Origin of the sequence: Corynebacterium camporealensis, from assembly GCF_000980815.1 — a bacterium.
Lineage (GTDB): Bacteria > Actinomycetota > Actinomycetes > Mycobacteriales > Mycobacteriaceae > Corynebacterium > Corynebacterium camporealense.
Genome location: NZ_CP011311.1, coordinates 2,280,747 through 2,302,140 on the forward strand (window position 1 = coordinate 2,280,747; position 21,394 = coordinate 2,302,140).

The 21,394-nt window shown below is 57.8% G+C and carries 16 protein-coding genes; 8 read left to right on the top strand and 8 right to left on the bottom strand.

All coding sequences use genetic code 11. From position 1 onward, the window contains the following. Positions 1-182: 182 nt before the first annotated feature. The 6 genes from UL81_RS10600 to UL81_RS10625 all read left to right on the top strand — a co-directional run bounded on the left by UL81_RS10600 (position 183) and on the right by UL81_RS10625 (position 6,791). Positions 183-1,589 (top strand): NAD-dependent succinate-semialdehyde dehydrogenase, encoded by a 1,407-nt coding sequence (locus tag UL81_RS10600; protein ID WP_035106333.1) that lies wholly within the window; start codon positions 183-185, stop codon positions 1,587-1,589. Positions 1,590-1,835: 246 nt separating this feature from the next. After that, the gene (locus UL81_RS10605) at positions 1,836-3,566 is read left to right on the top strand and encodes an RNA-binding domain-containing protein (protein ID WP_035106331.1); all 1,731 of its coding nucleotides are present in this window, start codon (positions 1,836-1,838) and stop codon (positions 3,564-3,566) included. A gap of 720 nt (positions 3,567-4,286) precedes the next feature. Then, positions 4,287-4,775, top strand: a complete 489-nt coding sequence (locus UL81_RS10610; protein WP_035106329.1) for a prolyl-tRNA synthetase associated domain-containing protein — start codon at positions 4,287-4,289, stop codon at positions 4,773-4,775. 101 nt (positions 4,776-4,876) lie between these two features. After that, positions 4,877-5,119: an AbrB/MazE/SpoVT family DNA-binding domain-containing protein gene (locus tag UL81_RS10615; protein WP_035106322.1), complete on the top strand. Its 243-nt coding sequence runs from the start codon at positions 4,877-4,879 to the stop codon at positions 5,117-5,119. Further along, positions 5,119-6,045, top strand: a complete 927-nt coding sequence (locus UL81_RS10620; RefSeq protein WP_035106320.1) for an ABC transporter ATP-binding protein — start codon at positions 5,119-5,121, stop codon at positions 6,043-6,045. Before UL81_RS10615 ends, UL81_RS10620 begins: the two co-directional genes overlap by 1 nt. Further along, positions 6,045-6,791 carry an ABC transporter permease gene (locus tag UL81_RS10625; RefSeq protein WP_035106319.1) on the top strand — a complete coding sequence of 249 codons (747 nt, stop codon included), beginning with the start codon at positions 6,045-6,047 and terminating at the stop codon, positions 6,789-6,791. The genes UL81_RS10620 and UL81_RS10625 overlap by 1 nt, the downstream gene beginning before the upstream one ends. Positions 6,792-6,880: 89 nt before the next feature. On the opposite strand, the gene UL81_RS10630 is transcribed toward UL81_RS10625, so the two are convergent. Together UL81_RS10630 and glf are read right to left on the bottom strand one after the other, a co-directional pair. Beyond that, complete coding sequence (locus UL81_RS10630) at positions 6,881-8,257, bottom strand: ammonium transporter (protein ID WP_035106318.1); 1,377 nt, start codon at positions 8,255-8,257, stop codon at positions 6,881-6,883. A gap of 324 nt (positions 8,258-8,581) precedes the next feature. Further along, positions 8,582-9,778 carry a UDP-galactopyranose mutase gene (glf, locus tag UL81_RS10635; RefSeq protein ID WP_035106317.1) on the bottom strand — a complete coding sequence of 399 codons (1,197 nt, stop codon included), beginning with the start codon at positions 9,776-9,778 and terminating at the stop codon, positions 8,582-8,584. Between the two features lie 241 nt (positions 9,779-10,019). On the opposite strand from glf, the gene UL81_RS10640 reads away from it, so the two are divergent. Next, positions 10,020-12,041, top strand: a complete 2,022-nt coding sequence (locus UL81_RS10640) for an N-acetylmuramoyl-L-alanine amidase (RefSeq protein WP_035106316.1) — start codon at positions 10,020-10,022, stop codon at positions 12,039-12,041. Between the two features lie 150 nt (positions 12,042-12,191). Here UL81_RS10640 and UL81_RS10645 read toward each other — a convergent pair whose 3' ends face one another. From UL81_RS10645 to serS, 6 genes are all read right to left on the bottom strand, one after another. Continuing rightward, complete coding sequence (locus UL81_RS10645) at positions 12,192-13,028, bottom strand: Cof-type HAD-IIB family hydrolase (RefSeq protein ID WP_046453589.1); 837 nt, start codon at positions 13,026-13,028, stop codon at positions 12,192-12,194. Positions 13,029-13,049: 21 nt separating this feature from the next. Continuing rightward, positions 13,050-14,597, bottom strand: coding sequence for a glycerol kinase GlpK (glpK, locus tag UL81_RS10650; protein ID WP_035106313.1), 1,548 nt, complete (start codon positions 14,595-14,597; stop codon positions 13,050-13,052). A gap of 56 nt (positions 14,598-14,653) precedes the next feature. Beyond that, positions 14,654-15,391: an MIP/aquaporin family protein gene (locus tag UL81_RS10655; protein WP_035106311.1), complete on the bottom strand. Its 738-nt coding sequence runs from the start codon at positions 15,389-15,391 to the stop codon at positions 14,654-14,656. A gap of 24 nt (positions 15,392-15,415) precedes the next feature. Beyond that, positions 15,416-17,128, bottom strand: coding sequence for a glycerol-3-phosphate dehydrogenase/oxidase (locus tag UL81_RS10660; protein WP_035106309.1), 1,713 nt, complete (start codon positions 17,126-17,128; stop codon positions 15,416-15,418). A 319-nt stretch (positions 17,129-17,447) separates the two neighbouring features. After that, positions 17,448-19,277: a lysophospholipid acyltransferase family protein gene (locus tag UL81_RS10665; RefSeq protein WP_236684472.1), complete on the bottom strand. Its 1,830-nt coding sequence runs from the start codon at positions 19,275-19,277 to the stop codon at positions 17,448-17,450. A 28-nt stretch (positions 19,278-19,305) separates the two neighbouring features. Then, the gene (serS, locus tag UL81_RS10670; RefSeq protein ID WP_035106303.1) at positions 19,306-20,565 is read right to left on the bottom strand and encodes a serine--tRNA ligase; all 1,260 of its coding nucleotides are present in this window, start codon (positions 20,563-20,565) and stop codon (positions 19,306-19,308) included. 65 nt (positions 20,566-20,630) lie between these two features. Between serS and UL81_RS10675 the strand changes: the two genes are divergently transcribed. Then, on the top strand, positions 20,631-21,383 hold the full coding sequence (locus tag UL81_RS10675; RefSeq protein ID WP_035106954.1) for a GntR family transcriptional regulator: 753 nt from the start codon (positions 20,631-20,633) through the stop codon (positions 21,381-21,383). Positions 21,384-21,394 lie beyond the last annotated feature (11 nt).

Genomic DNA, 21,394 nt, shown 5'->3' on the forward strand with positions numbered 1-21,394 from the left:
ACTTTGAGAAATCATCCAAATTCAGGTGAATAGATAGACAAAATAAGTTGTTGCCCATTCTTGCGCTAATGGTATTTGCGCAGGTAAGTCCAGATAAACTCGAGCCAATATTGCGTTTAGCAGGGGAATTTCTGAGCCATACCTCATTGCCAGAACGCCCAAGCAGCGCTATACAGGGGGCCATGAGCACATTCGCACTACAGAACCCAAACACCGGAACTTCCGAAGAAGAATTCACCCGCATCGACGACTCCGAGCGCGACGGCATCCTCGAGCGTTCGACTGAGGCTTTTAAGTCCTGGCGCCAGACCACCATCGATGAGCGCGCTGCCATCTTGAACCGCACCGCGGATATTTACGAAGAGCAGGCAGACCAGCTCGCCGAGCACATCGGCCGCGAGATGGGCAAGCTTACCCGCTGGGCTAAGGCTGAGGTACAGATTGTCGTAGATATTTACCGTTGGTACGCCGAGCACGCACACGAGCTGCTTGCCGACGAGCACCTGCCCGCCCAGGGCGCCGACCACACCTTCGTCCGCAAGGAGCCACTCGGCCCACTGCTGGGTGTTATGCCGTGGAACTTCCCCTACTACCAGGTCGCCCGCTTTGCAGCGCCGAACCTGCTGCTGGGCAACACCATCGTGCTCAAGCACGCTTCCATTTGCCCACTCTCCTCCCAGGCATGCCAGGACATCCTGGAGCAGGCCGGCTTGCCGGAAGACGTATACATCAACGTCTACGCTTCCGGCTCCCAGATGGACGACTTCGTTGCTGACTCCCGAATCAAGGGCGTCTCTCTTACCGGTTCCGAGGGCGCTGGTTCTGCCGTCGCTAAGACTGCTGGTGAGAACTACAAGAAGTCCGTTCTGGAGCTGGGTGGCAACGACCCATTCCTGGTTATCGACGATGAGAATCTGCAGTGGGTACTGGATCAGTTCGCCCTGATTCGCATGTACAACACCGGCCAGGCCTGCAACGCCCCGAAGCGTCTTATCGTTCTCGAGGACTTCTACGACCGCACCGTCGAGTACCTGGAAAAGGTCATCGGCGACATGAAGGTCGGCCCGTACAACGATGAGGACGCCGCCATTGGCCCGCTGTCCTCCATCGAAGCCCGCGATGAAATCGTGGAACGCCTCGACAAGGCCAAGGAAGAAGGCACCGCCACCATTCGCGTGGGCGGCAACAAGGTCGACCGCGATGGCGCCTACATGGAGCCAACCCTGCTTACCAATGTCGACCCGAACGCCGACATCGGCTGCAACGAAATCTTCGGCCCAGTTGCTGTCATCTACAAGGCCAAGGACGTCAACGAGGCCATCGAGATTGCCAACAACTCCGATTACGGCCTGTCCAGCTCCGTCTGGTCCACCGACATCGAAGCAGCCACCAAGGTTGCTACCCAGCTGCAGGACGGCATGACCTTCGTCAACGAGCACGCCGTCACCGGCGCTGGCCTGCCTTTCGGCGGCATCAACCGCTCCGGTTACGGCCGCGAGCTCGCCCGCTGGGGCGTTGGCGAATTTGTCAACGAGCACCTCTACCGCGTTAGCGACCAGTCCTCCCCCGGACTCTCCCCAGCTAGCTAAGCTCCCACCAGCGTTGAGCTAAAGGTTCACGCACCATCAAACGCCCGGCTCGACTTATTCTCGAGGCCGGGCGTTTGGCGATCTCAAACAACCTAAAACAACTCGAAACAACTACAAACAACCATTTTAACCTGCGTATACGCTAAATCTGCCCCACAGAAACCATCCGAGTTGTTTTGAGGTTGTTTTTGAAATCGCTTTTATTTTATTGCAAACAACTTCTTGGGGTTATGTAGACTCACAAGTATGATTCCCGAGCCCCCATGGCCGCTGCCTGCCCACATCAAGGAGGCACTAGCTTCCATTAGCGCTGGCTCCACTGCCGATGCCGTGGAGTCTGCTGTCTTGGAGTTCAAAGAAGACCGCTCGCAGAGTTCTCATACGGCGAAGGGAAATCCTAAAGCGGAATTAACCGAAAAGCTCATCGACGAGGCAATATGCTTCGCCAACGCTGATGGTGGAACTGGATACATCATCATTGGTGTGAGCGATAAAACACCCGGCCGCCCTGCCTTCACTGGCACGCAATTCGACACTGATTACATCGAAGACAAGGTCTTCAAAGGAACCAGGCCAAACTTGCACGTAGAGGCTACAGAATGCATCTACAACGAGGTTCGACTGGTCATCGTCAGGGTCCCTGAGGGAAGAACCCTATATACCCGAACACAGGGACAAGCTAAACGCAGGATCGGCACACACTGCAAAGCATTAACAGAAGAAGAGCGCCAAGCCATTATCTCTACACGCGCTAATACTGACTTCTCTAACCGGACCTCTACTCGCAAAATCGAAGATATTGAGCTTTCTTCCCTCTCCGAGGCACGCCGCCTTTTGCGAAGCAAACGCGAACGCTCCGGCGAAGGCAATCACGTCCCCGACACAACCCCAGGATTATTACGTGAGCTGGGACTAGTTACTTTCGATGGCCAGCTCAAGCGTGCAGGAGAGATTCTTCTACTTCCGCTCGAAATTCCCGAAGTGAGTATCCGTCACCTCTGGCGTGCAATGCCGGGTTCTGAGCCTAAAGTCACAGAATTTAGCGAGCCCATCATTGCCGCACTCCCTAGACTTCGGCGGCTCATCGCTGAGCGGAGCGATCAAGAAATTGATCGAGTACAGTTCTCAGATGGTCAAGAAGTACCGATTCCCCGATTCCCAGCCCAAGCAATTGATGAGGCTGTCACCAACGCAATTATCCACCGTGACTGGCAAATAACTCGGCCTATCGTTATTGACCAATCGCCTCGAACTCTAAAGATTACTTCTCCAGGAGCACTTCCCCCTGGGGTGTCACCCCATCGGCTTCTAACCACTCAATCGATCCCACGCAATAACCGCTTGATGGCCAGCATGCGTGCGCTTGGCCTTGCGGAAGAATCTTCGCGCGGCTTCGACCGCATGTGGTCCGCAATGATTAACTCCGGACGCAATGTCCCAACCGTCATTGCGGAAGACACCTACGTGGAGATCATCATGGCGGCAGGGCAGCCCGATACCAACTTCATTCGCGGACTTCACAACTTATCCCAGACCAAGGGCGCTGACGTTACTGGCAACGTCAATACTCTTATCGTCTTGTGGCACCTATGGCACTCTCCACTCATCACCTTTAACCAGGTAAAAGAACAAACCCAAACGTCGCCAATTGAAGTTGATGAACTCATGAATGTCTTGCAAGACTACGGCATTGTTGCCCCGGTACGCGACGCAAAGGAATGGGTTCTCACAGACGAAGTACGGAAAACCATGGGGATGGCCAATGCCGGAGAACTATACATAATCAGCGTTCAAGAATGGATTGAAGAAAAGCTCCATGCCGGGGAGCAGCTCCATGCTTCTGAGCTAGCTAAAGAAACTGGCCTCGGCCGAAAAGAAGTCACGGACATTTTGCGCCATCTGCGCACCCTAGGACGCGCGCAGATCGATCCCTCAGGCCCTAGTCGCGGCCCAAACACCAGGTGGATAACAACCTAAAACAACTTGAAACAACTACAAACAACCACCTTGAGCTGCATAAACACCCCGCCACAGACCCCACATAAGCAGATAGTTGTTTATGAGTTGTTTTACGCCACCGCCTACCGCTATCACTAGTGAATTCAGACATTCACGTGGCTCTCCTAAATAATAAATCCGCTCATTCCAAAATTAGGATTCACCACCAAACTTGGAAAATGGGAAAACCGAATCTACTCCACACTCCCTAACCTGCAATTCCAACTTTGAAAGTTGGAATTTCCGTGTGGAGCACCCCTATTGTCACCATGTTCCCTTACCAGCGGAGAAACAACCGCCAAGCTCGGTCTTGGAACGCGAGCAGCGATGCCAGTCCACACGCATTAAGAACCCTCGTAGCTCACACAAAAACCGATGAGGATGAGACTTAGGCAGGGAAATCCATATAGTCACGTGGCATAATGCGTACAGTGCTTCTCGGCATGCGTGTTGAGGAGAAGTAAATCCCGGGAGATCCCACCGGACGATGGGGCCCGGGATTTGCATTATCTAAATCAGGTACAAAGTAGATTTTCAGCGATAAACCTAAAGAACTCAGGTGTACCGCACCTAGCATCAACAACTGCCCCACAAAAGGAAACTCGGAATCAAAGTTTGGAAACTTGGAATTTTTCCCAGTTAAACTTGGAAATCCAAGTTTGATTACGAGTTTCCAAGTTTCGGTCGGACAGGGCAAGGATGAATAAGCACGAGGTCTACGCGCTCCTGAAAGAACGCGACTTCTGGTTCGAGGTCACCGAGCATGAGGCCGTCTATGACATGGACGCGCTCACCAATATTCAGATGCCGTACCCCGATTCCCAGGCGAAGAATCTCTTCATTCGCGATGACAAGAAGCGCAACTTCTATCTGGTGTCTGTCCAGGGCGATAAGCGTGTGGACTTGAAGGCATTCCAAGAACAGCACGGTACGCGGCACTTAAGTTTCGCCAGCGAGAAATACCTCCACAACATCCTCAATCTCACCCCTGGTGCAGTCACTCCGCTGGGCCTGCTTAACGATGCCGATTGCACCGTCCAATTCTTCCTCGATGAAGACTTGCTGGCTGAACCTGGCGTTATCGGTGTGCATCCCAACGACAACACCGCGACAGTGTGGATGAAGACCGCTGACCTGATTGAGCTCATCGAAGATCACGGCAACGCGGTCACGGTGTTCGCTGCGTAAGTTTCATCGTTCTCCCAACCTGATATTGAGGTGGTGCCACACGCTCTCAAGGTAGGAAAAATTATACTTGTATTACTAGATGTTCCTACCTAGGAGGCACCATGAGTCCAGAATCCCTGCCGCCACTTCCCGGAAAGTTTGCCGCCACCGTCAAGGTCGGCCCGAAAGGCCAGGTAGTGATACCGAAGGTTGCGCGTGACCTCTTCGATATTGAGCCTGGTGATTCACTGCTGCTTTTAGCGGACAAGGACCAGGGCATTGCGATCATGCCGCAGGAATACCTCGATGAACTGATCACTAAGTCCATGCCGGACATGCCACCCACGATGGGTGGAAACGACTAATGGCCGCCATTGTTCGAGCCAGCAATATATCCCGCCACTTTGGGTCAGCGCGTGCGCTCGACGGGGTGGACCTTGAGGTCCGAGAGGGAGAAATCTTCGGCATCGTCGGCCCTAATGGTGCCGGTAAGACGACGCTGCTCAACCTCTGTGAAGGACTAGATACACCCACCTCAGGGACCGTCGAGGTCTTTGGCCTCAACCCGGCAACCTCCTGGGATGAGCTTGCCTCACGCGTTGGTGTGCAGATGCAAAGTTCCGCGCTACCGCCACGTTTAAGGGTAGGAGAGGCGCTGGAGCTGTACTCGGCGCTCTATCCGGAGGTTCGTCCCTGGAAGGACGTGCTAGAGGAGTTAGGGATTGGGCATAAGGAGGATGCGCGCATCGAAAAGCTCAGCGGTGGCGAGCGGCAACGCGTGTTTATCGCACTGACTTTGCTGCACAAGCCGGAGCTGGCGTTTTTGGATGAAATCACCACAGCCCTCGACCCACAGTCGCGCCGCGATATGTGGGAAACCGTCAAGCACGTACGCGATAACGGCGCCACGGTGGTGCTGACCACCCACTACATGGAAGAAGCTGAATATCTCTGCGACCGGGTGGCGATTATCGACCAAGGACGACTGGTCGCGTGCGATTCGGTGCCCAACCTTATCGCTGCACACGGCGGGCAGTCCGCAGCCAAAGTGGAATTCGCAAGAGCTGTACCCACCAACCTGGAGTTACCGGGGGTGAAAGTCACGAAGGTCTCCGGTCGAACTATGGAATTGCAGGGTTCAGGTGACTACTTGCCAGAGCTTTTCGATGCCCTGCGCACCCAAGACTTACGCGTGATGAACATCAATACGCGCAGTGCGGGGCTTGAAGATGTCTTCTTGTCACTGACGGGCAAGCGCATTGCTGAAGCGAATGCAGAAGGGAAGTCCTGATGTATTCCACGCTTGTTCGCACGTTATGGCGTTCCCAGCGGCGTGAGCCGGTTGGTCTGTTCTTCCAGTTCGCCTTCGCGCCCATGATGGTGCTGTTGTTAGGGCTGCTCTTCGGCAACGACGCCCAAGCTGAATTCGGCGGCATGACCATGCTGGAAGCTACTTTGCCTGGTTTCGCCTCGTTGTGCTTAGCGGTCACAGGTTTGCTCCAGATGCCTTTGACGTTAATCACGCTGCGAGAAAGCGGCGCTTTGCAACGTCTTCGCCTTACCCCGATGCACCCGGGCGCCTTTATGGCAGCAAATCTGACCGTGCACTTTTTGGTTGCCCTCGCCGGCATGCTTTGCGCACTGACACTGGGTGTGGTGGTCTTTGGCGTTGAGCTACCCGAAAACCCCGTTGGTGTTCTGGGTACCTGCGTAGTTGGCCTCGCTGCGTTTCTTGCACTGGGTTATCTCTTAGCGAGTATCTTTCCCAGCGTTGGTGCAGCCACCGGCATCGGCAACGTTTTGATGATTGTCATGATGATGACCTCCGGTGCCTTTGGGCCTTTGTCGGCTATGCCGCAGTTAATGCAGGACATCATTGAGTTCTCTCCGCTGCGATGGTTCATTCGCCCCACTCAAGAACTGTGGTACGACGGCTCACTCGGTGATACCTGGCCGCAGTTAATTGCGTTGATTGTTCTACTTGTCGTGTGCGCGGTGTTGGGCCAGAAACTATTCCGTTGGTCACCGAAGAGCTAAAAGGCATGCGCTAAACCACTACTCCCCGCCTCGCCACGAACTGGCAAGACGGGGAGTATCAACAAGGAGGTGTGACTTTTAGTTCAGTATCAGACTTCGTCTTCTACTGGACCAACTCGCTTCGGAGCAGCACCGGCGTGGACCGGGGTTGCGCCCTCTTCCGGGTTTTCAAAGTCGTAGGAGGATTCGTGGTGCTGTGCTTCGTCGATACCGCTTTCCTCGGAATCGGAATCGATGCGCCAGCCCATAACTGCTTTGAGGATGTAGCCCAGGATTGCGGTAACCACTGCGGTAAACACCATCGCGACCAGTGCGATAACAACCTGAACGATAAGTAGCTGGAAGCCGAAACCGAAGTCATCGGTAAGCATGCCGCCCTCGCTGGCGAAGAATGCCAGGCCGATGGTGCCCCACAGACCAGCAACCAAGTGGACGCCGACCACGTCGAGGGAGTCATCGAAGCCGAACTTGTACTTCAGGCCAACGCCCAGGCAAGCCAGGGCACCACCGATAGCACCCAGGAGCAGGGAGGTCACCGGGGTCATTGCGCCAGCGGCCGGGGTGATGGTGACCAGACCAGCAACCACACCAGACGCCGCACCCAGAGAGGTAGCGCGCTTATCGCGGATGGACTCAATGACAATCCAGCCAATCATTGCCGCAGCGGTAGCAGCGGTGGTGTTCAACCAGGCCATACCTGCCAGGCCGTCAGCGGCAAAGGCGGAGCCACCGTTGAAGCCGAACCAGCCGAACCACAGCATTGCCGCACCCAGCATCACCAGCGGGAGGTTGTGCGGACGTGCCTGGGACTTCATGAAGTCGTAACGCTTACCCACAATCAGAGCCAGCACCAGTGCTGCAGTACCTGCGGAGATGTGAACCACGGTGCCGCCTGCGAAGTCGATTGGTGCAACAGTTGCTTCGCCATCGGTCAGACCGAACATCATCGCTGCCAGGGAACCCTCGGTGTGGGCCAGCAGGCCGCCACCCCAGACCATGTGTGCCAGTGGGAAGTAGCAGAAGGTTGCCCACAAGCCGGAGAAGACCAACCAGGTGGAGAACTTCACGCGACCAGCCAGTGCACCGGAAATAATCGCGGTGGAAATCACTGCGAAGGTCAGCTGGAATCCGATATCAATCACGTTGGCGTAACCGGATTCACCCTCGACGTAGGCACCCGCATCATCGGTAATCTGTCCCGACAAGCCGAACATCTCAAACGGATTCGCGAAGACGCCGGCTACCGACTGCGTGCCATAGGACATCGACCAGCCCCACAAGATGTAGACGATGGAGACCACACCCAGAGTGCCGAAAGACATCATCATCATATTCACCGCGCTGCGGCGTCCCGTCATGCCACCGTAGAACAGTGCTAGGGCCGGAGTCATCAGAAGCACCAGTGCTGCTGACATCAACATCCACGAAGCATTGCCTGACGCGGCAAGCATTTGATCGTCAGTCATGACCTCATCCTCTTTATCTTTATCTATAGATCGATAGGTACGAAATAAGAGTAACTATCGGTCTATAGAAAGAAAACCGGTGTCATGCACGTCTACCTGCAGGAATTGTTGAGCAATCCTTATTGAAAATCCCCTGAACTGGAAGTTTTAACGACTTACTTTTGGCGAACTCAGCGTTTTTAGTGACAGATGTCACTCTATTTGAGGTGAATTTTTTACACTGTTGGGGCTGTTGGGGTGGTGAGAAAGGCATCGCCAAGCGCTGCAAAACAACGAAACGTGCGCACCCAGCAAGGGTTACGCACGTTTAGTTAAGGCGTGGTTTTAGTGGCCGCGCTCCTGCTCGAGAGCCTTACCCTCATTCCAGAATGGAGCCAGCTTGTTGTCGAACAGCGACAGCGCCGAGGCGATAGCCATGTGCATGTCCAGGTACTGGTAGGTACCCAGACGACCGCCAAACAGGACCTGGTTGCCCTTAGCTTCAGCTGCCGCGCGCTTGCGGTACGCCTCCAGCTTGGAGCGGTCCTCCGGGGTGTTAATCGGGTAGTAAGGCTCATCGCCGGACTCAGCGAAGCGGGAGTACTCCTTCATGATGACCGTCTTGTCATTGGGGTACTTGTCGGCGCGCTCCGGGTGGAAGTGACGGAACTCGTGGATGCGGGTGTAGTCAACGTCAGCATCGTTGTAGTTCATCACCGGAGTGCCCTGGAAGTCACCGGTTTCCAGCACCTCCAGATCGAAGTCCAGGGTGCGCCAGCCGAGCTCACCCTCGGCGTAGTCGAAGTAACGATCCAGCGGACCGGTGTAGACGACCGGGGCATCCGGGCTCTCACCGCGCAGCTGCTCGCGGACCTCAAACCAGTCAGTCTCCAGCAGCACGTCGATGTTCTCGTGCGCTGCCATGTTCTCCAGCCAGGCTGCGTAGCCTTCGACCGGCAGACCTTCATAGGTGTCGTTGAAGTAGCGGTTATTAAAGGTGTAGCGCACCGGCAAACGAGTGATGTTGGATGCCGGCAGCTCCTTCGGGTCGGTCTGCCACTGCTTGGCGGTGTAGTCGCGAATAAACGCCTCGTACAGCGGACGGCCAATCAGGGAGATGGCCTTTTCTTCCAAGTTGTTGGCTTCCTTCGGGTCGAACTCGCCGGCCTGGTCAGCAATCAACTGACGGGCCTCATCTGGGGAATAGTAACGACCGAAGAACTGGTTAATCAGGCCCAGACCCATCGGGAACTGGTACGCGGTGCCATCGTGCATGGCGAACACACGGTGCTGGTAATCGGTGAAGTCAGTGAACTGGTTGCAGTAGTCCCACACGCGCTTATTAGAGGTGTGGAAGAGGTGGGCGCCGTACTTGTGCACCTCGATGCCGGTTTCTGGCTCTGCCTCGGAGTAGGCGTTGCCACCTAGGTGATTGCGGCGCTCGACGATGAGCACCTTCTTACCCAGCTGCGATGCTGCGCGCTCGGCAACGGTCAAGCCAAAGAATCCGGATCCAACGACGATGAGGTCATAAGAAGTCATGCCCTCCAGATTAGCCGTTAATACATTCAGCACTTCGGCAACACGCAACACGCCGCGTGTCACAACATGCATAACAGTTGTCACAGAAGTAACATGGCCCCCAACTATTAACTTCCGTCTATTTTGGGTACTGTTTTAACAGGCAGGCCCGTTTACAGGCTTACATTGCGCAAAACCTAGGGAGAATGCAGTGCAACTACGACGTCGACTAGTTCCGACGCGGTCCAAGTGGCCGACCCCCGTGATCGCCGCGGTTACTTCCGTAGCGTTGGTCGCCGCTGCCGCTTTCGGTGGCAACCAAGTCCTTAAGACCCAAAGCCAAGGCTCCGGCCCTATCGATGCGACCACGGCTAGCTCTGGCTTCGGCGACGGCGAAACCATCGTCGTCGACGACCCCGCTATCGCTACCCAGGGTGGCGGCGAAGCTTCCCGTGCCGTCAAGCAGTTCCACCGCGACGAGCAATTCTCCATGTTCGCTATCACCTGGCCGGGCCAGCGCGACATCAATGCTTTCGTCCGCGCCAAGCAGGAGGACGGCTCCTGGTCCCAGTGGTACGAGATGGACACCCTTAAAAACGAAGCTGAGGGCACCAGCGGTACCGAACTGATCTGGGTTGGCCCCACCAACGACGTCCAGGTCAACGTCGGCAACGTCGATCTCTTCGAAGGCACCAACCTGGATTCCGCCGAAGCAGAATCTGGCGACGCCCCAACCGAGGTCCCCGTTGAAGAAGGCGACGAGAATGCAGCCGCAGACAACTCCCCTGCTGCTGAGTACTCGGCGGACATCGACACGCCGGATGCTTCCCAAGAAGAAGCATCCAACGATGAGGGAACCAACGAGGACTCCGAAGCTAACGACGGCGCTGTTGCTCCGTTGAACACCAACTACGGTGACATCGCTCCGGTTGCAGAGACCGAGAACACCGGTGGTACCGGTGTTGACGATCTCGAGGCAGTCTTTATCGATGGCAACGCCCAGGAAGGCGAGGTCATCGAGCCGACCGCGTTTAGCCCGAATGCACCGCGCGTTGTCTCCCGTGCTGGTTGGGGTGCGAACGAAGGCCTGCGCTGCCAGAACCCGACCTACGACCGTGGCGTGAAGGCACTGACCCTGCACCACACTGCGGGTAACAACAACTACACCCCAGCGCAGGCTCGTGCACAGTTGCGCGGTGACTACACCTACCACGCACGCACCCTGGGCTGGTGCGATATCGGATACAACGCCATCGTGGACCAGTACGGCACCATTTACGAAGGCCGTTACGGTGGCCTGGACAAGGCTGTCCAGGGCGCTCACGTCGGTGGCTTTAACTCCAACACCTGGGGTATTTCTATGCTGGGCAACTTCGAGGTCGCCCAGCCTCCGCAGGAAATGCTGAACTCCGTGGCTGAGATTGCCGGCTGGAAGGCTGCTATCTCCGGTTTCGATCCAAGCGGTCGCGCTAGCCTGCGTTCCGGCGGCTTCAGCGGCGCCCGCTATGGTGCTGGCGTTGTCGCCAACGTTCCGGCCTTCCACGGTCACGCTGACCTTCATTACACCGCCTGCCCGGGCCGCAATGTCATTAGCAAGTGGCCACAGATTCGCCAGGCCACTAAGGCTAAGTACGACGCGGTGCGCTCCGGTAGCAACTCCGGTGGCATCAACTGGGGTGACCAGAACTCCCAGCCGAGCCAGCCGTCGCAGCCATCTCGCCCGCAGCAGCCGAACCAGCCGCAGCCAGCTACAGCGAACTCCTCTGTGGGCAACGTGGACATCCCAATGCCGGTTATCCAGGCCCTGACTGTCATCGCTGGTGTCGTCTTTACCGTGCTGGTCCGCAACGACCGCATCGAGACCCCGGATCCTGACGAAGAGGTCATCGGTGGCCTGACCGTCGGTGAGATCCCGAACATCGTGTCCCGGATTGTCACCCTGACCGGTAACCCGAACCTGGAGAAGTCCTGGACTACGGCACTGAATGCCTTCGGCCCAGCACTTGGCCTGTCCGTGGGAGGTCCTGAGGTCGACGACGAATCCGGCATCATTTCCCAGATCTTCGAAAACGGCGTCATGCTCTCCTCCGAGGAGACCGGCACCCACGCCCTGATTGGTGAAATCGCCAAGGCTTGGGCCAGCGGTGAGAATGCTGCCGAGCTGGGTCTGCCAACCTCCGGTGAGGAACTGACCGGCAACGGCCAGGAGGTCAAGGTTCAGTTCCAGGGCGGCGAAATCGCCTACGACCCAGAGTCTGAAACCGTCAACGTCTTCACCGATTAAAGTCGCCGACGCGACTTTAATCGGGAGGGGGGTAACCCCTTCCAGCGACTTCCGTGGGTTTGCGGAAACAAGCGCTCTAGATTCCCTAGGTCTAGAGCGCTTTTCCTGTGTTTATGACGCTGTTGGTCTGTTTGTTTTACCGCTGGTTCGTTAGAACCAGCGCTCGAGGACGTTGGCCACACCGGATTCGCTGTTGGGTGTGGTGACGAAGTCGGCGGCTTCTTTAACTGCGGGGGCTGCATTGCCCATGGCGACGCCGGTACCGGCCCACTGCAGCATTTCGATGTCGTTGGGCATATCGCCGAAGGTGATGGTTTGCTCGGCGGTGACGTTGAAGTGCTGTGCGACAGCATCCAGGCCCTTGGCTTTGGTCACACCAGGGGCGGCGACTTCGAGGATGCCTTCGTTCATGGAGTAGGTCACGTGTGCTTTGTTCTGGTCCACGTGTGGGGCCAGCACGTCGTACATTTCTGGTGCGGATAGATGCAGGTTGCGCACCAAGAGTTTCACCGCAGGTACGGAGACGAGATCATCGAGGGCGGCGATGCCGAAGCCATCAAAGACGGGTTCTTCGGAGTAGGAATGGTCCACCACGAAGAGTTCATCGAGGGGATCGCGCACGCTTTTGCCAGCGCGTTCGACGGCGAAGGAGACCCCGCCGTGGGGTGCAAAAGCTTGTTTGGCGATGTCGACTACGTGGGACAAAACGCCGGGTGCGACTTCGTGGGCCTCCAGTACGTTGTCGGAGTCGGCATCGTAAAGCACTGCCCCATTGGCGGTCACACACAACGGGCGCAGCGGAAGCTGATCGAGTACCGGGGCAATCCAGCGGTGGGGCCGACCCGTGGCCAGGACAAAGTGCGTCCCGGCCTGGTGCGCGCGCAACACCGCATCACGGTTTCTCTTGCTCACTCGGTGGTTCGGGTCGAGAAACGTGCCATCAATATCACTAGCGATTAGCCGCGGTGCCGGCGCAGAGTCGAACATAGCCTTCCATTTTAGGGATGTTTAGAAGACGTCGTCGCCTTCTGGTGCTTCCTCCCAGTCCAGGGAGCGGCGCACGGCGCGCTTCCAGTCCTTGTAGAGGGCATCTACTTCTTCTTGTTCCATTTTTGGCTTCCAGATGGTCAGGTCGCCGCGCTGGTTGGCGATGGCCTGCAGGTCATCCCAGAAGTTGGCACCAATGCCGGCTGCAAAAGCCGCACCGGTCGCGGTGGTCTCCACATTCTTTGGACGGTGGACTTCCACGCCAAGGATGTCGGCCTGGAACTGCATGAGCAGCTCGTTGTGGGTCATACCGCCGTCCACGCGCAGTTCCTTGATGTCCACGCCGGAGTCCGCCACCATCGCATCGGCAACATCGCGGGTCTGGTAGGCGGTAGCTTCAAGCACCGCGCGGGCGAGGTGGTTGCGGTTGGCATAGCGGGTCAGGCCCACGATGACACCGCGGGCATCCGGGCGCCAGTAGGGAGCAAACAGACCCGAGAATGCCGGGACGATGTAGACGCCACCGTTGTCTTTGACCTCGCGGGCCATGTTCTCCACAGAGGCGGCGTTCGGGATGAGCTGCAGGTTATCGCGCAGCCACTGCACCAGGGAACCGCCCATGGAGACCGAACCCTCGAGTGCGTAAACCGGGCGCTCGCCTTCACGCTGGAAGCAGACAGTGGTCAGCAGGCCGTTGTCAGAGAACTTCGGGGTGGTGCCGGTGTTCAGCAGCAAGAACAGGCCGGTGCCGTAGGTGTTCTTCGCCGAACCGGAGCGGAAGCAACCCTGGCCGAACATGGCGGCTTGCTGGTCGCCCAAGATGGCGCGAATCGGGACACCCGGCAGCGCACCACGCACGCGGGCAGTGCGGAAGTCGGCCATGGAAGGACGGATTTCCGGGAGCATGGACATCGGAATGCCCATGGCTTCGCACAGTTCCTCGTCCCACTTGAGGGTCTTGATGTCCATCATCAGGGTGCGAGAAGCGTTGGTGACGTCGGTGGCGTGCAGGGCCTCTTCGCCGGCATCGCCATCCGCGCCGCCGGTGAGATTCCACAGCAGCCAGGAGTCGATGGTGCCAAAGAGCAGGTCGCCCTTCTCAGCGCGTTCGCGAGCACCCTCGACATTGTCGAGGATCCACTTCACCTTTGGGCCCGCCGGGTAGGAGTTAATAACCAGGCCGGTGCGCTGGCGCCACTTGTCCGGGCCTTCGTCGCCAGCTAACTCCTTGCAGATGCCGGTGGTGCGGGTGTCTTGCCAGACGATGGCGTTGTAGACCGGCTCACCAGTGTTTTTATCCCACACGACGGTGGTTTCTCGCTGGTTGGTGATACCCACAGCAGCGATGTCTTCAACGTTGATGTCGCCGCTGGCCATGGCCTCACCGACTGCGCGGCGGGTGTTGTTCCAAATTTCCATCGGGTCGTGTTCGACCCAGCCACGCTCGGGGAAGATCTGCTCGTGCTCAAACTGGCCGGAGCAGACCGGATCGCCGTCGTGGTTGTAGAGGATGCAGCGCGTCGAGGTGGTGCCTTGGTCGATCGCTACGACGTATTTCTTAGCGGTCATAGTTTTTCTCCTGTGTCTTTAAAGGATGCAGTAGGTGATGCTGTGGCTTATAGGACTTATAGCGCTATGGACAACAGGCCCACGGCGACAGCGGACAGCAGCGGGGCTACCACCGGCACCCAGGCATAGTTCCATTGTGCGCTTCCTTTGTCCTTAATGGGAAGGACAAACGCATACATCAGGCGCGGGCCCAGGTCACGCACCGGATTAATCGCGTAACCAGTTGGCGTACCCAGCGACAAACCGACTGCGACGACGACGAAAGCAACACCGAAGTAGCTCAGCGGGCCGAGTTCACCACCGGCAGGGCCGAAGGCGATGAACATCAACAGCACGGTTGTGGCGATGAACTCCGTGACGGCATTCCATCCGTTGTGCGGATGTGCCGGGGAGGTAAAGAAGATGCCGCCGGTGTCTTTGTTGGCACCGGTGACGTTGCCGGCGTCGTCGTAGTTGTTGGCATCGAAAAGCTGCTTGAATGCAGCCCAGGCCAGGAATGCACCCAGCATCGCGCCGAGGATTTGGCCCAAGAAGTAGAAGGGCACCAGGCCCCAGTCGAGGTCGCCGTTGACGGCCAGCATCACGGTGACCGCTGGGTTGAGGTGACCACCGGTGGGGTCCGCAACACTGGCGCCGACGAAGACGCCCAAGCCCCAGCCCAAGGCAATAACTATCCAGTCAGAGCCTTTCGCGCCAAAGGTGCGCAGGTTAACCAGGGCGCACACACCGTTACCCAATAACAGCAGCAGTGCGGTGCCGATGAACTCCCAGAGACAAGCATCAGTTCCAGTCATGAGGCTGTACCTTTCCCGCGGGGATTATGCCTGCTGTGCCCGGGAAGCACGGACGATGATGTCGTTAGCTTCGCGGTCAGTCAGAGCAGCTTCAGCCTGGAGCTCGGCGTCGACGAAGTTCTTGAAGTCGGCAACCTCCTTCTCACGCTGTGCATCGCCCCAGTCCAGCAAAGGTGCCACGAATTCGGCGATGGCGTCTGCGGAATCCACACCGCGGTCGCCGTACTCGATGGCCACGCGGAGGCGACGGTTAATGATGTCGTCGAGGCGCTGTGCACCCTCATGTGTCACGGCGTAGCGGACCTCAGCCCACAGGTAGGACTCGGCGTTCGGGACGGTCTCGAGCAAGGAGGCATCGTCAGCAGCAGGAGCCAGCACCTCACCAATCAGGGAGCCGTAGCGGCCAAGTAGGTGCTCGATGGTTTCTTCGCTCAGGCCATAACGCTGCGCCAGGGTTGGCACCTGGTTGGCCAGGGCGTGGTAGCCATCGGCGCCCAGAATCGGGGTGTTTTCGGTGACGGATTCTGGGACCTCACGCTTGAGTTCCTTGGCTGCCAGGTCCACGGCATCCTTACCGATGACGCGGTAGGTGGTGTACTTACCACCGGCGACCGAAACCATGCCCGGGGCGACCTTGGCCACAGCGTGGTTGCGGGAAAGGTTGCTGGTGGAGTCGGACTTACCGGACAGCAGCGGGCGCAGACCGGAGTAGACGCCAACGATGTCGTCCTGGGTGATCTGGCGCTCGACGCGCTGGTTGACCTCATCCAGGATGTACTTGATATCGGCCTTGGTCGGTGCTGGCTCTGGCAGGTCCAGGCCCTTTTCCCAGTCGGTGTCGGTGGTACCGATGATCCAGTACTCACCCCACGGAATGACGAAGAGCACGGACTTTTCGGTGACGAAGCACAGTGCGGCCTCGCAATCGAGGGCATCCTTCGGCACGACGATGTGCACGCCCTTGGAAGCGTGAACGGTGAATTTGCCCTGGACACCGGCCATGTCCTGGATCTTGTCGTTCCACACGCCGGTGGCGTTGATGAAGGACTTGCCGTGAATGACGGTCTCGCGGCCGGTGGCGGTATCACGGACCTTGGCACCGGTGATGCGGCCGGAGCGGTTCTTTTCAAAGCCGATGACCTCGGTGTGCGGGCGGACGCTGGCGCCGTACTCGGCTGCGGTACGCAGCACGGTCATGGTGTGGCGAGCATCGTCGACCAGGGTGTCGAAGTAACGAACGCCACCGACGACGGCATCGTCCTTTAGACCCGGTGCGCGCTTGAGCACGCCCTTGCGGGTGAGATGCTTTTGCATCGGCACGCTCTTAGCACCACCCATGAGGTCATAGAGGGTGAAGCCGCCGAACATCATGACACGCTCCCACACGTGGTGGGTCAACGGGAAGATGAACCGCAGTGGCTTGACCAGGTGCGGTGCCAGGGTGGACATGTTGAGTTCGCGCTCGTGCAGGGACTCAGCGACCAGGCGGAAGTCCAACATCGCCAGGTAACGCAGGCCGCCGTGGAACATCTTGGAGGAACGCGACGAGGTACCAGAAGCGAAATCGCGGGCCTCAATGACTGCGGTCTTCAGGCCGCGGGTGGCTGCGTCGACTGCAGCACCAGCGCCGACGGAACCGCCGCCGATGATAACGACGTCATATTCCTCGTTCTCGTAGTTGTTCCAGGCATTGTCGAAGTACTCATTGTTAAAGCCGTGATTGCTTAGCTTGGCCATTACTGACCTCATCTCCTCTCGCTAGCGGCTGCGACTCCATTCGCGGCGGTACTTCTGGTACCCCAGACGCAGCTGGTAGCTGGTTTGGTGTGCCCCTGTTCTAGTGGCAAGGCAGCGAAGAAATTTTCTCCTTATCCTTATGGTATGTTTCTCAGCCTGGCATAACCTGTGAGGTTACGCACCCGTAAGTTTCCCTAGCGTAACCAGGCAATTTTGCAAGTTTCCAAAGCCAAACAAAAAGGCAAACTACCCCAATTAGGGGGAATTAGGGATCGAAAAAGGGCGCCCCGCTACGCGAGACGCCCGAACGGACTGGTTATTACTTCTTCTTGTTCTGCAGCCTAAACATGGCTTCCAGCACCTCTGCAATGCCGTTCTTATCAGCCGAATACGTCACAGATTCTGCATTCTTCACCACATCAATCGGTGCGGTTTCTAGTGCCACGACGGTGGCTTCCGTCATGAAGGTCTCATCGCCTGCTTCGCCGGCAAAGACCAACGCGTCTTCTTCTGCAGCTTCCAGGTTCTCCAGCACAACTGCGGCTGCCTTCAAGCGGGAGGCGGCAGTAATGACGACGCCGTTGACATCGTCGTTAAGCTGCAGGCCCTCAGCAGACTCACCCAAGGCTTCCCGTACGCCGTCGACGGTGCCGACTGCCAGGCCCGCTACGAGCTCATCACCTTCGGTCGACCACTCAATCTGCAGGTCAGCAGCCTCAGCCGCGGCTTTGATGGCCTCGACCTGCGCGGCATCAATGCCATGTACAGCAATGACATCGCCACCTTGGCGGACGACAGCGCCGTTGTGCTCAATACGCCACAGGGCCTGCGGAATATCGGCGCCGATGGTGTCATCGTCATGCGCGGCAGCATGGGCAGACATCACGACGAGGACCTCTGCGGTCGGGTAGACATCCTCAAGCGCCTGGCGCAGACGGGAGTTGAGCTGGCCATCCTTAAACAACAACGCGGTCTCATCGACTGCCAGCACGCGCGGGATGTCCGAGTAGTTGGCCTTCATCCGGTGCGGCAGGCGGGAAACAATCAGACGCGACTGAGTTGCTGCTGAGAGTAAGCCCTGCTCCAGCGGGGAGCCGGCGAAGATTTCCTTGCTGCTCGTCGACAGCGAGGCCTGGGCTTCCGCGATGTCCGCTTTGACCGAGTTCATAATTTCGGTGACCTTGCCACGGGTTTCATCAATGCCACGGTTGGCCTCCTCAACTACTGCGTTGAGGTTGTCCTTGATCCACTCCAGGGTCTCCGGCGCGGTGCGCTTGACCTCTTCTACCTGGGCCTTCGCTGGAAGGGCCAGGCGCTCATGCACCAATTCCGAGGTGGTCTGGGAAATGCGGTCGCGCAGACCGATCAGGTCATCGCGCAGGTGACGCTCGCGGTAACGCTCAGCCTCAACCTCGCGGTCAGCAGCTTCAGCTTCCTCCAGGGTCGGCGCACCGCCGCCTAAGCGGGCCGGCACCCAGAACTCACCCTTGGGCATCTCGCCAAACTCGGCTTCGTAGAGGCCCCAAAGCTTTTCAATGCCCTCCTGCATCCGCCGGCGCAGCTCCGCTGTATCGGCCTCTGCATCACCGGTGGGGTGGAAAGGCTCGAGCGCCTCAATGAAAATCGGGGTCTTAGACGGCTTAAAGTTCTTCTTCTGCCCCTTGGTCCAGATGCGCTGGGAGCCAAAGATGACCTGCGGAACAATCGGCACGCCGGCTTCATGGGCAATGCGGGCAGCACCGGTGCGCATGGAACGAATCTCAAAACTGCGCGAGATAGTGCCCTCCGCGAAGACACCCACCAGGTGTCCGGCGCGCGCGAGGTCCACCGCGTTGTAGAAAGACTCGGAACCATCCACGCGGTCGACCGGGATATGGCCCATCGCGCGCATGGCAGCACCGACACCTTTGACCTCAAAGATGCCGACCTTGGTCAGATAGCGCACCAAGCGGTTTTGCAGTAGCGGAATGAACCCGCCGAAGGCGAAGTCCATGTAGCCGGTGTGGTTAATGACCACCACGGCACCGCCCTTGGTGGGGATGTTGTCCTCACCACTGGTGCGAATCTTCCAGCCTTCTAATGCGACAAAGACGCGCGCGAGTTCAACGACGCCACGGTAGAAGAGATTTTGAAAAACGTTGATTTTCACAAGCGCGCCTTCAAAGATCGACTGCGTTTTACTTCTTCGGGGTCAAGACATCCTTGCCCACGAATGGGCGCAGTGCTTCCGGAACCACGACAGAGCCATCGGCCTGCTGATGGTTTTCCAGAATAGCCACCAGCCAGCGGGTGGTAGCCAAGGTGCCGTTCAGCGTGGCGGCAGTCTGAGCCTTGCCATTTTCATCGCGGTAACGGATGGACAGACGACGTGCCTGGAAGGTGGTGCAGTTCGAAGTCGAGGTCAGCTCACGGTAGGTGCCCTGCGTGGGGACCCATGCCTCGTTGTCGTACTTACGTGCTGCGGAATCACCCAGGTCACCACCAGCGATATCGATGGTGCGGTACGGCAGCTCCATGGCAGCGAGCATGTCCTTTTCCATCTGCAGCAGCTGCTGGTGCTGCTCGGCTGCATCTTCTGGCTTGCAGTAGACAAACATCTCTAGCTTGTCGAACTGGTGCACGCGCAGGATGCCGCGGGTGTCCTTACCGTGCGAGCCTGCTTCACGACGGAAGCAGGAGGACCAACCGGTGTAGCGCAGCGGACCATCAGACAGATCGATGATCTCGTCCTTGTGATAACCAGCCAGAGCAACCTCGGAGGTGCCGACCAGGTAGAGGTCATCGGCAGGCAGGTAGTAGACCTCGTCGGAGTGCTGACCCAAGAAGCCGGTGCCCTGCATGATGTCCGGGCGGACCAGGACCGGCGGAATCATCAGCTGGAAACCAGCCTCGCGCGCCTTCTGCGCAGCCAGCATCAGCATGCCCAGCTGCAGGAAGGCACCGTCGCCGGTGAGATAGTAGAAACGTGCGCCGCCCACCTTGGCGCCACGCTTGACGTCGATAAGCCCCAGCGACTCACCCAGCTCCAGGTGATCCTTCGGCTCAAAGTCGAATTCTGGAATCTCGCCGACTTCTTCAACGAGCACGAAGTCATCCTCGCCACCCGCCGGAGCGCCCTCGACCACGTTGGAGAGCATGTACTGCAGGCGAGTGACCTCAGCTTCAGCGGCGTTCTGAGCCTCTTCAGCTTCTTTGACCTTGGCCTTGAGCTCGTTAGAGCCCTCCAGCAGCTTCGGGCGATCTTCCGGTGCGGCCTGACCAATCTTCTTGCCAAAGGCCTTCTGCTCGGAGCGCAGCTCATCAGCCTTCTGGATGGACTGGCGGCGGGATTCGTCGGCAGCCAGCAGCTGATCGACGATAGCCGGATCCTCTCCCCTGTTGACCTGGGAGGCTCGTACAACGTCTGGGTTTTCGCGGAGGAACTTTAGATCAATCACGCAGTAGAGCCTACCCCACACCCAATTCCTTGTACTGGTAATAACCTGCGATTTAAAATATGTATATGCCCACCTCGCACGAACTCCCACCGCACCCAATTCACGACGGACCTATCCCCAAACACGCGCAGCTGCGAGACATTCTGGAGGAGTTGTGTGAGACCACCTTGCAGCCCGGCGATTTACTGCCCGGTGAGCGCGTTTTGGAAGAAACCTACGGCGTCTCCCGCATCACTGTCCGGCGCGCCATAGGTGACCTCGTAGCCGCGGGCCGCCTGCGACGCGTCCGCGGCAAAGGCACCTTCGTCGCCCCGAATCCTTTGGTCTCGCGCCTGCACTTGGCCTCTTTTTCTGACGAGATGGGTGCGCAAGACGTGCATGCCTCCTCCAAGATTCTGCTCGGTGGGCGGGCAAATGCTCCGGAGGAGGTCACGCAGTTTTTCGGCACCTCTGCCAACACCACACATACGCACTTGCGACGCCTGCGTTTAGGCGATGACGTTCCTTATTCCATCGATGATGGCTGGTATAACTCCCAGTTCGTTCCCAATTTGTTGGAGAATGACATTTATAATTCGGTTTATGCGATTTTGGATACCCGCTTTAACGTTCCGATAACCGAGGCCGATCAAACAGTAACGGCCGTATCTGCGGATGCGGATATGGCAGAGCTTCTCGATGTCGCCGAGGGCGATCCACTGCTGCACATCGTGCGCCAATCCCGCAGTGGCGATAAGCCGGTTGAGTGGTGTTCTTCGGTGTACCGCCCCGACCGTTACCACCTAAATACCCGGGTCAGCCGGGCAATGGAGATGTAGGAACCAGGACA

What these genes read in the sequence shown, in the direction of transcription:
- UL81_RS10660 (WP_035106309.1), bottom strand. Translation starts at nt 17,128, where the DNA reads ATGGCCAAGCTAAGCAATCACGGCTTTAACAATGAGTACTTCGACAAT.
- UL81_RS10605 (WP_035106331.1), top strand. Translation starts at nt 1,836, where the DNA reads ATGATTCCCGAGCCCCCATGGCCGCTGCCTGCCCACATCAAGGAGGCA.
- UL81_RS10610 (WP_035106329.1), top strand. Translation starts at nt 4,287, where the DNA reads ATGAATAAGCACGAGGTCTACGCGCTCCTGAAAGAACGCGACTTCTGG.
- UL81_RS10625 (WP_035106319.1), top strand. Translation starts at nt 6,045, where the DNA reads ATGTATTCCACGCTTGTTCGCACGTTATGGCGTTCCCAGCGGCGTGAG.
- UL81_RS10600 (WP_035106333.1), top strand. Translation starts at nt 183, where the DNA reads ATGAGCACATTCGCACTACAGAACCCAAACACCGGAACTTCCGAAGAA.
- UL81_RS10655 (WP_035106311.1), bottom strand. Translation starts at nt 15,391, where the DNA reads ATGACTGGAACTGATGCTTGTCTCTGGGAGTTCATCGGCACCGCACTG.
- UL81_RS10630 (WP_035106318.1), bottom strand. Translation starts at nt 8,257, where the DNA reads ATGACTGACGATCAAATGCTTGCCGCGTCAGGCAATGCTTCGTGGATG.
- glpK (WP_035106313.1), bottom strand. Translation starts at nt 14,597, where the DNA reads ATGACCGCTAAGAAATACGTCGTAGCGATCGACCAAGGCACCACCTCG.
- UL81_RS10645 (WP_046453589.1), bottom strand. Translation starts at nt 13,028, where the DNA reads ATGTTCGACTCTGCGCCGGCACCGCGGCTAATCGCTAGTGATATTGAT.
- glf (WP_035106317.1), bottom strand. Translation starts at nt 9,778, where the DNA reads ATGACTTCTTATGACCTCATCGTCGTTGGATCCGGATTCTTTGGCTTG.
- UL81_RS10615 (WP_035106322.1), top strand. Translation starts at nt 4,877, where the DNA reads ATGAGTCCAGAATCCCTGCCGCCACTTCCCGGAAAGTTTGCCGCCACC.
- UL81_RS10620 (WP_035106320.1), top strand. Translation starts at nt 5,119, where the DNA reads ATGGCCGCCATTGTTCGAGCCAGCAATATATCCCGCCACTTTGGGTCA.
- UL81_RS10675 (WP_035106954.1), top strand. Translation starts at nt 20,631, where the DNA reads ATGCCCACCTCGCACGAACTCCCACCGCACCCAATTCACGACGGACCT.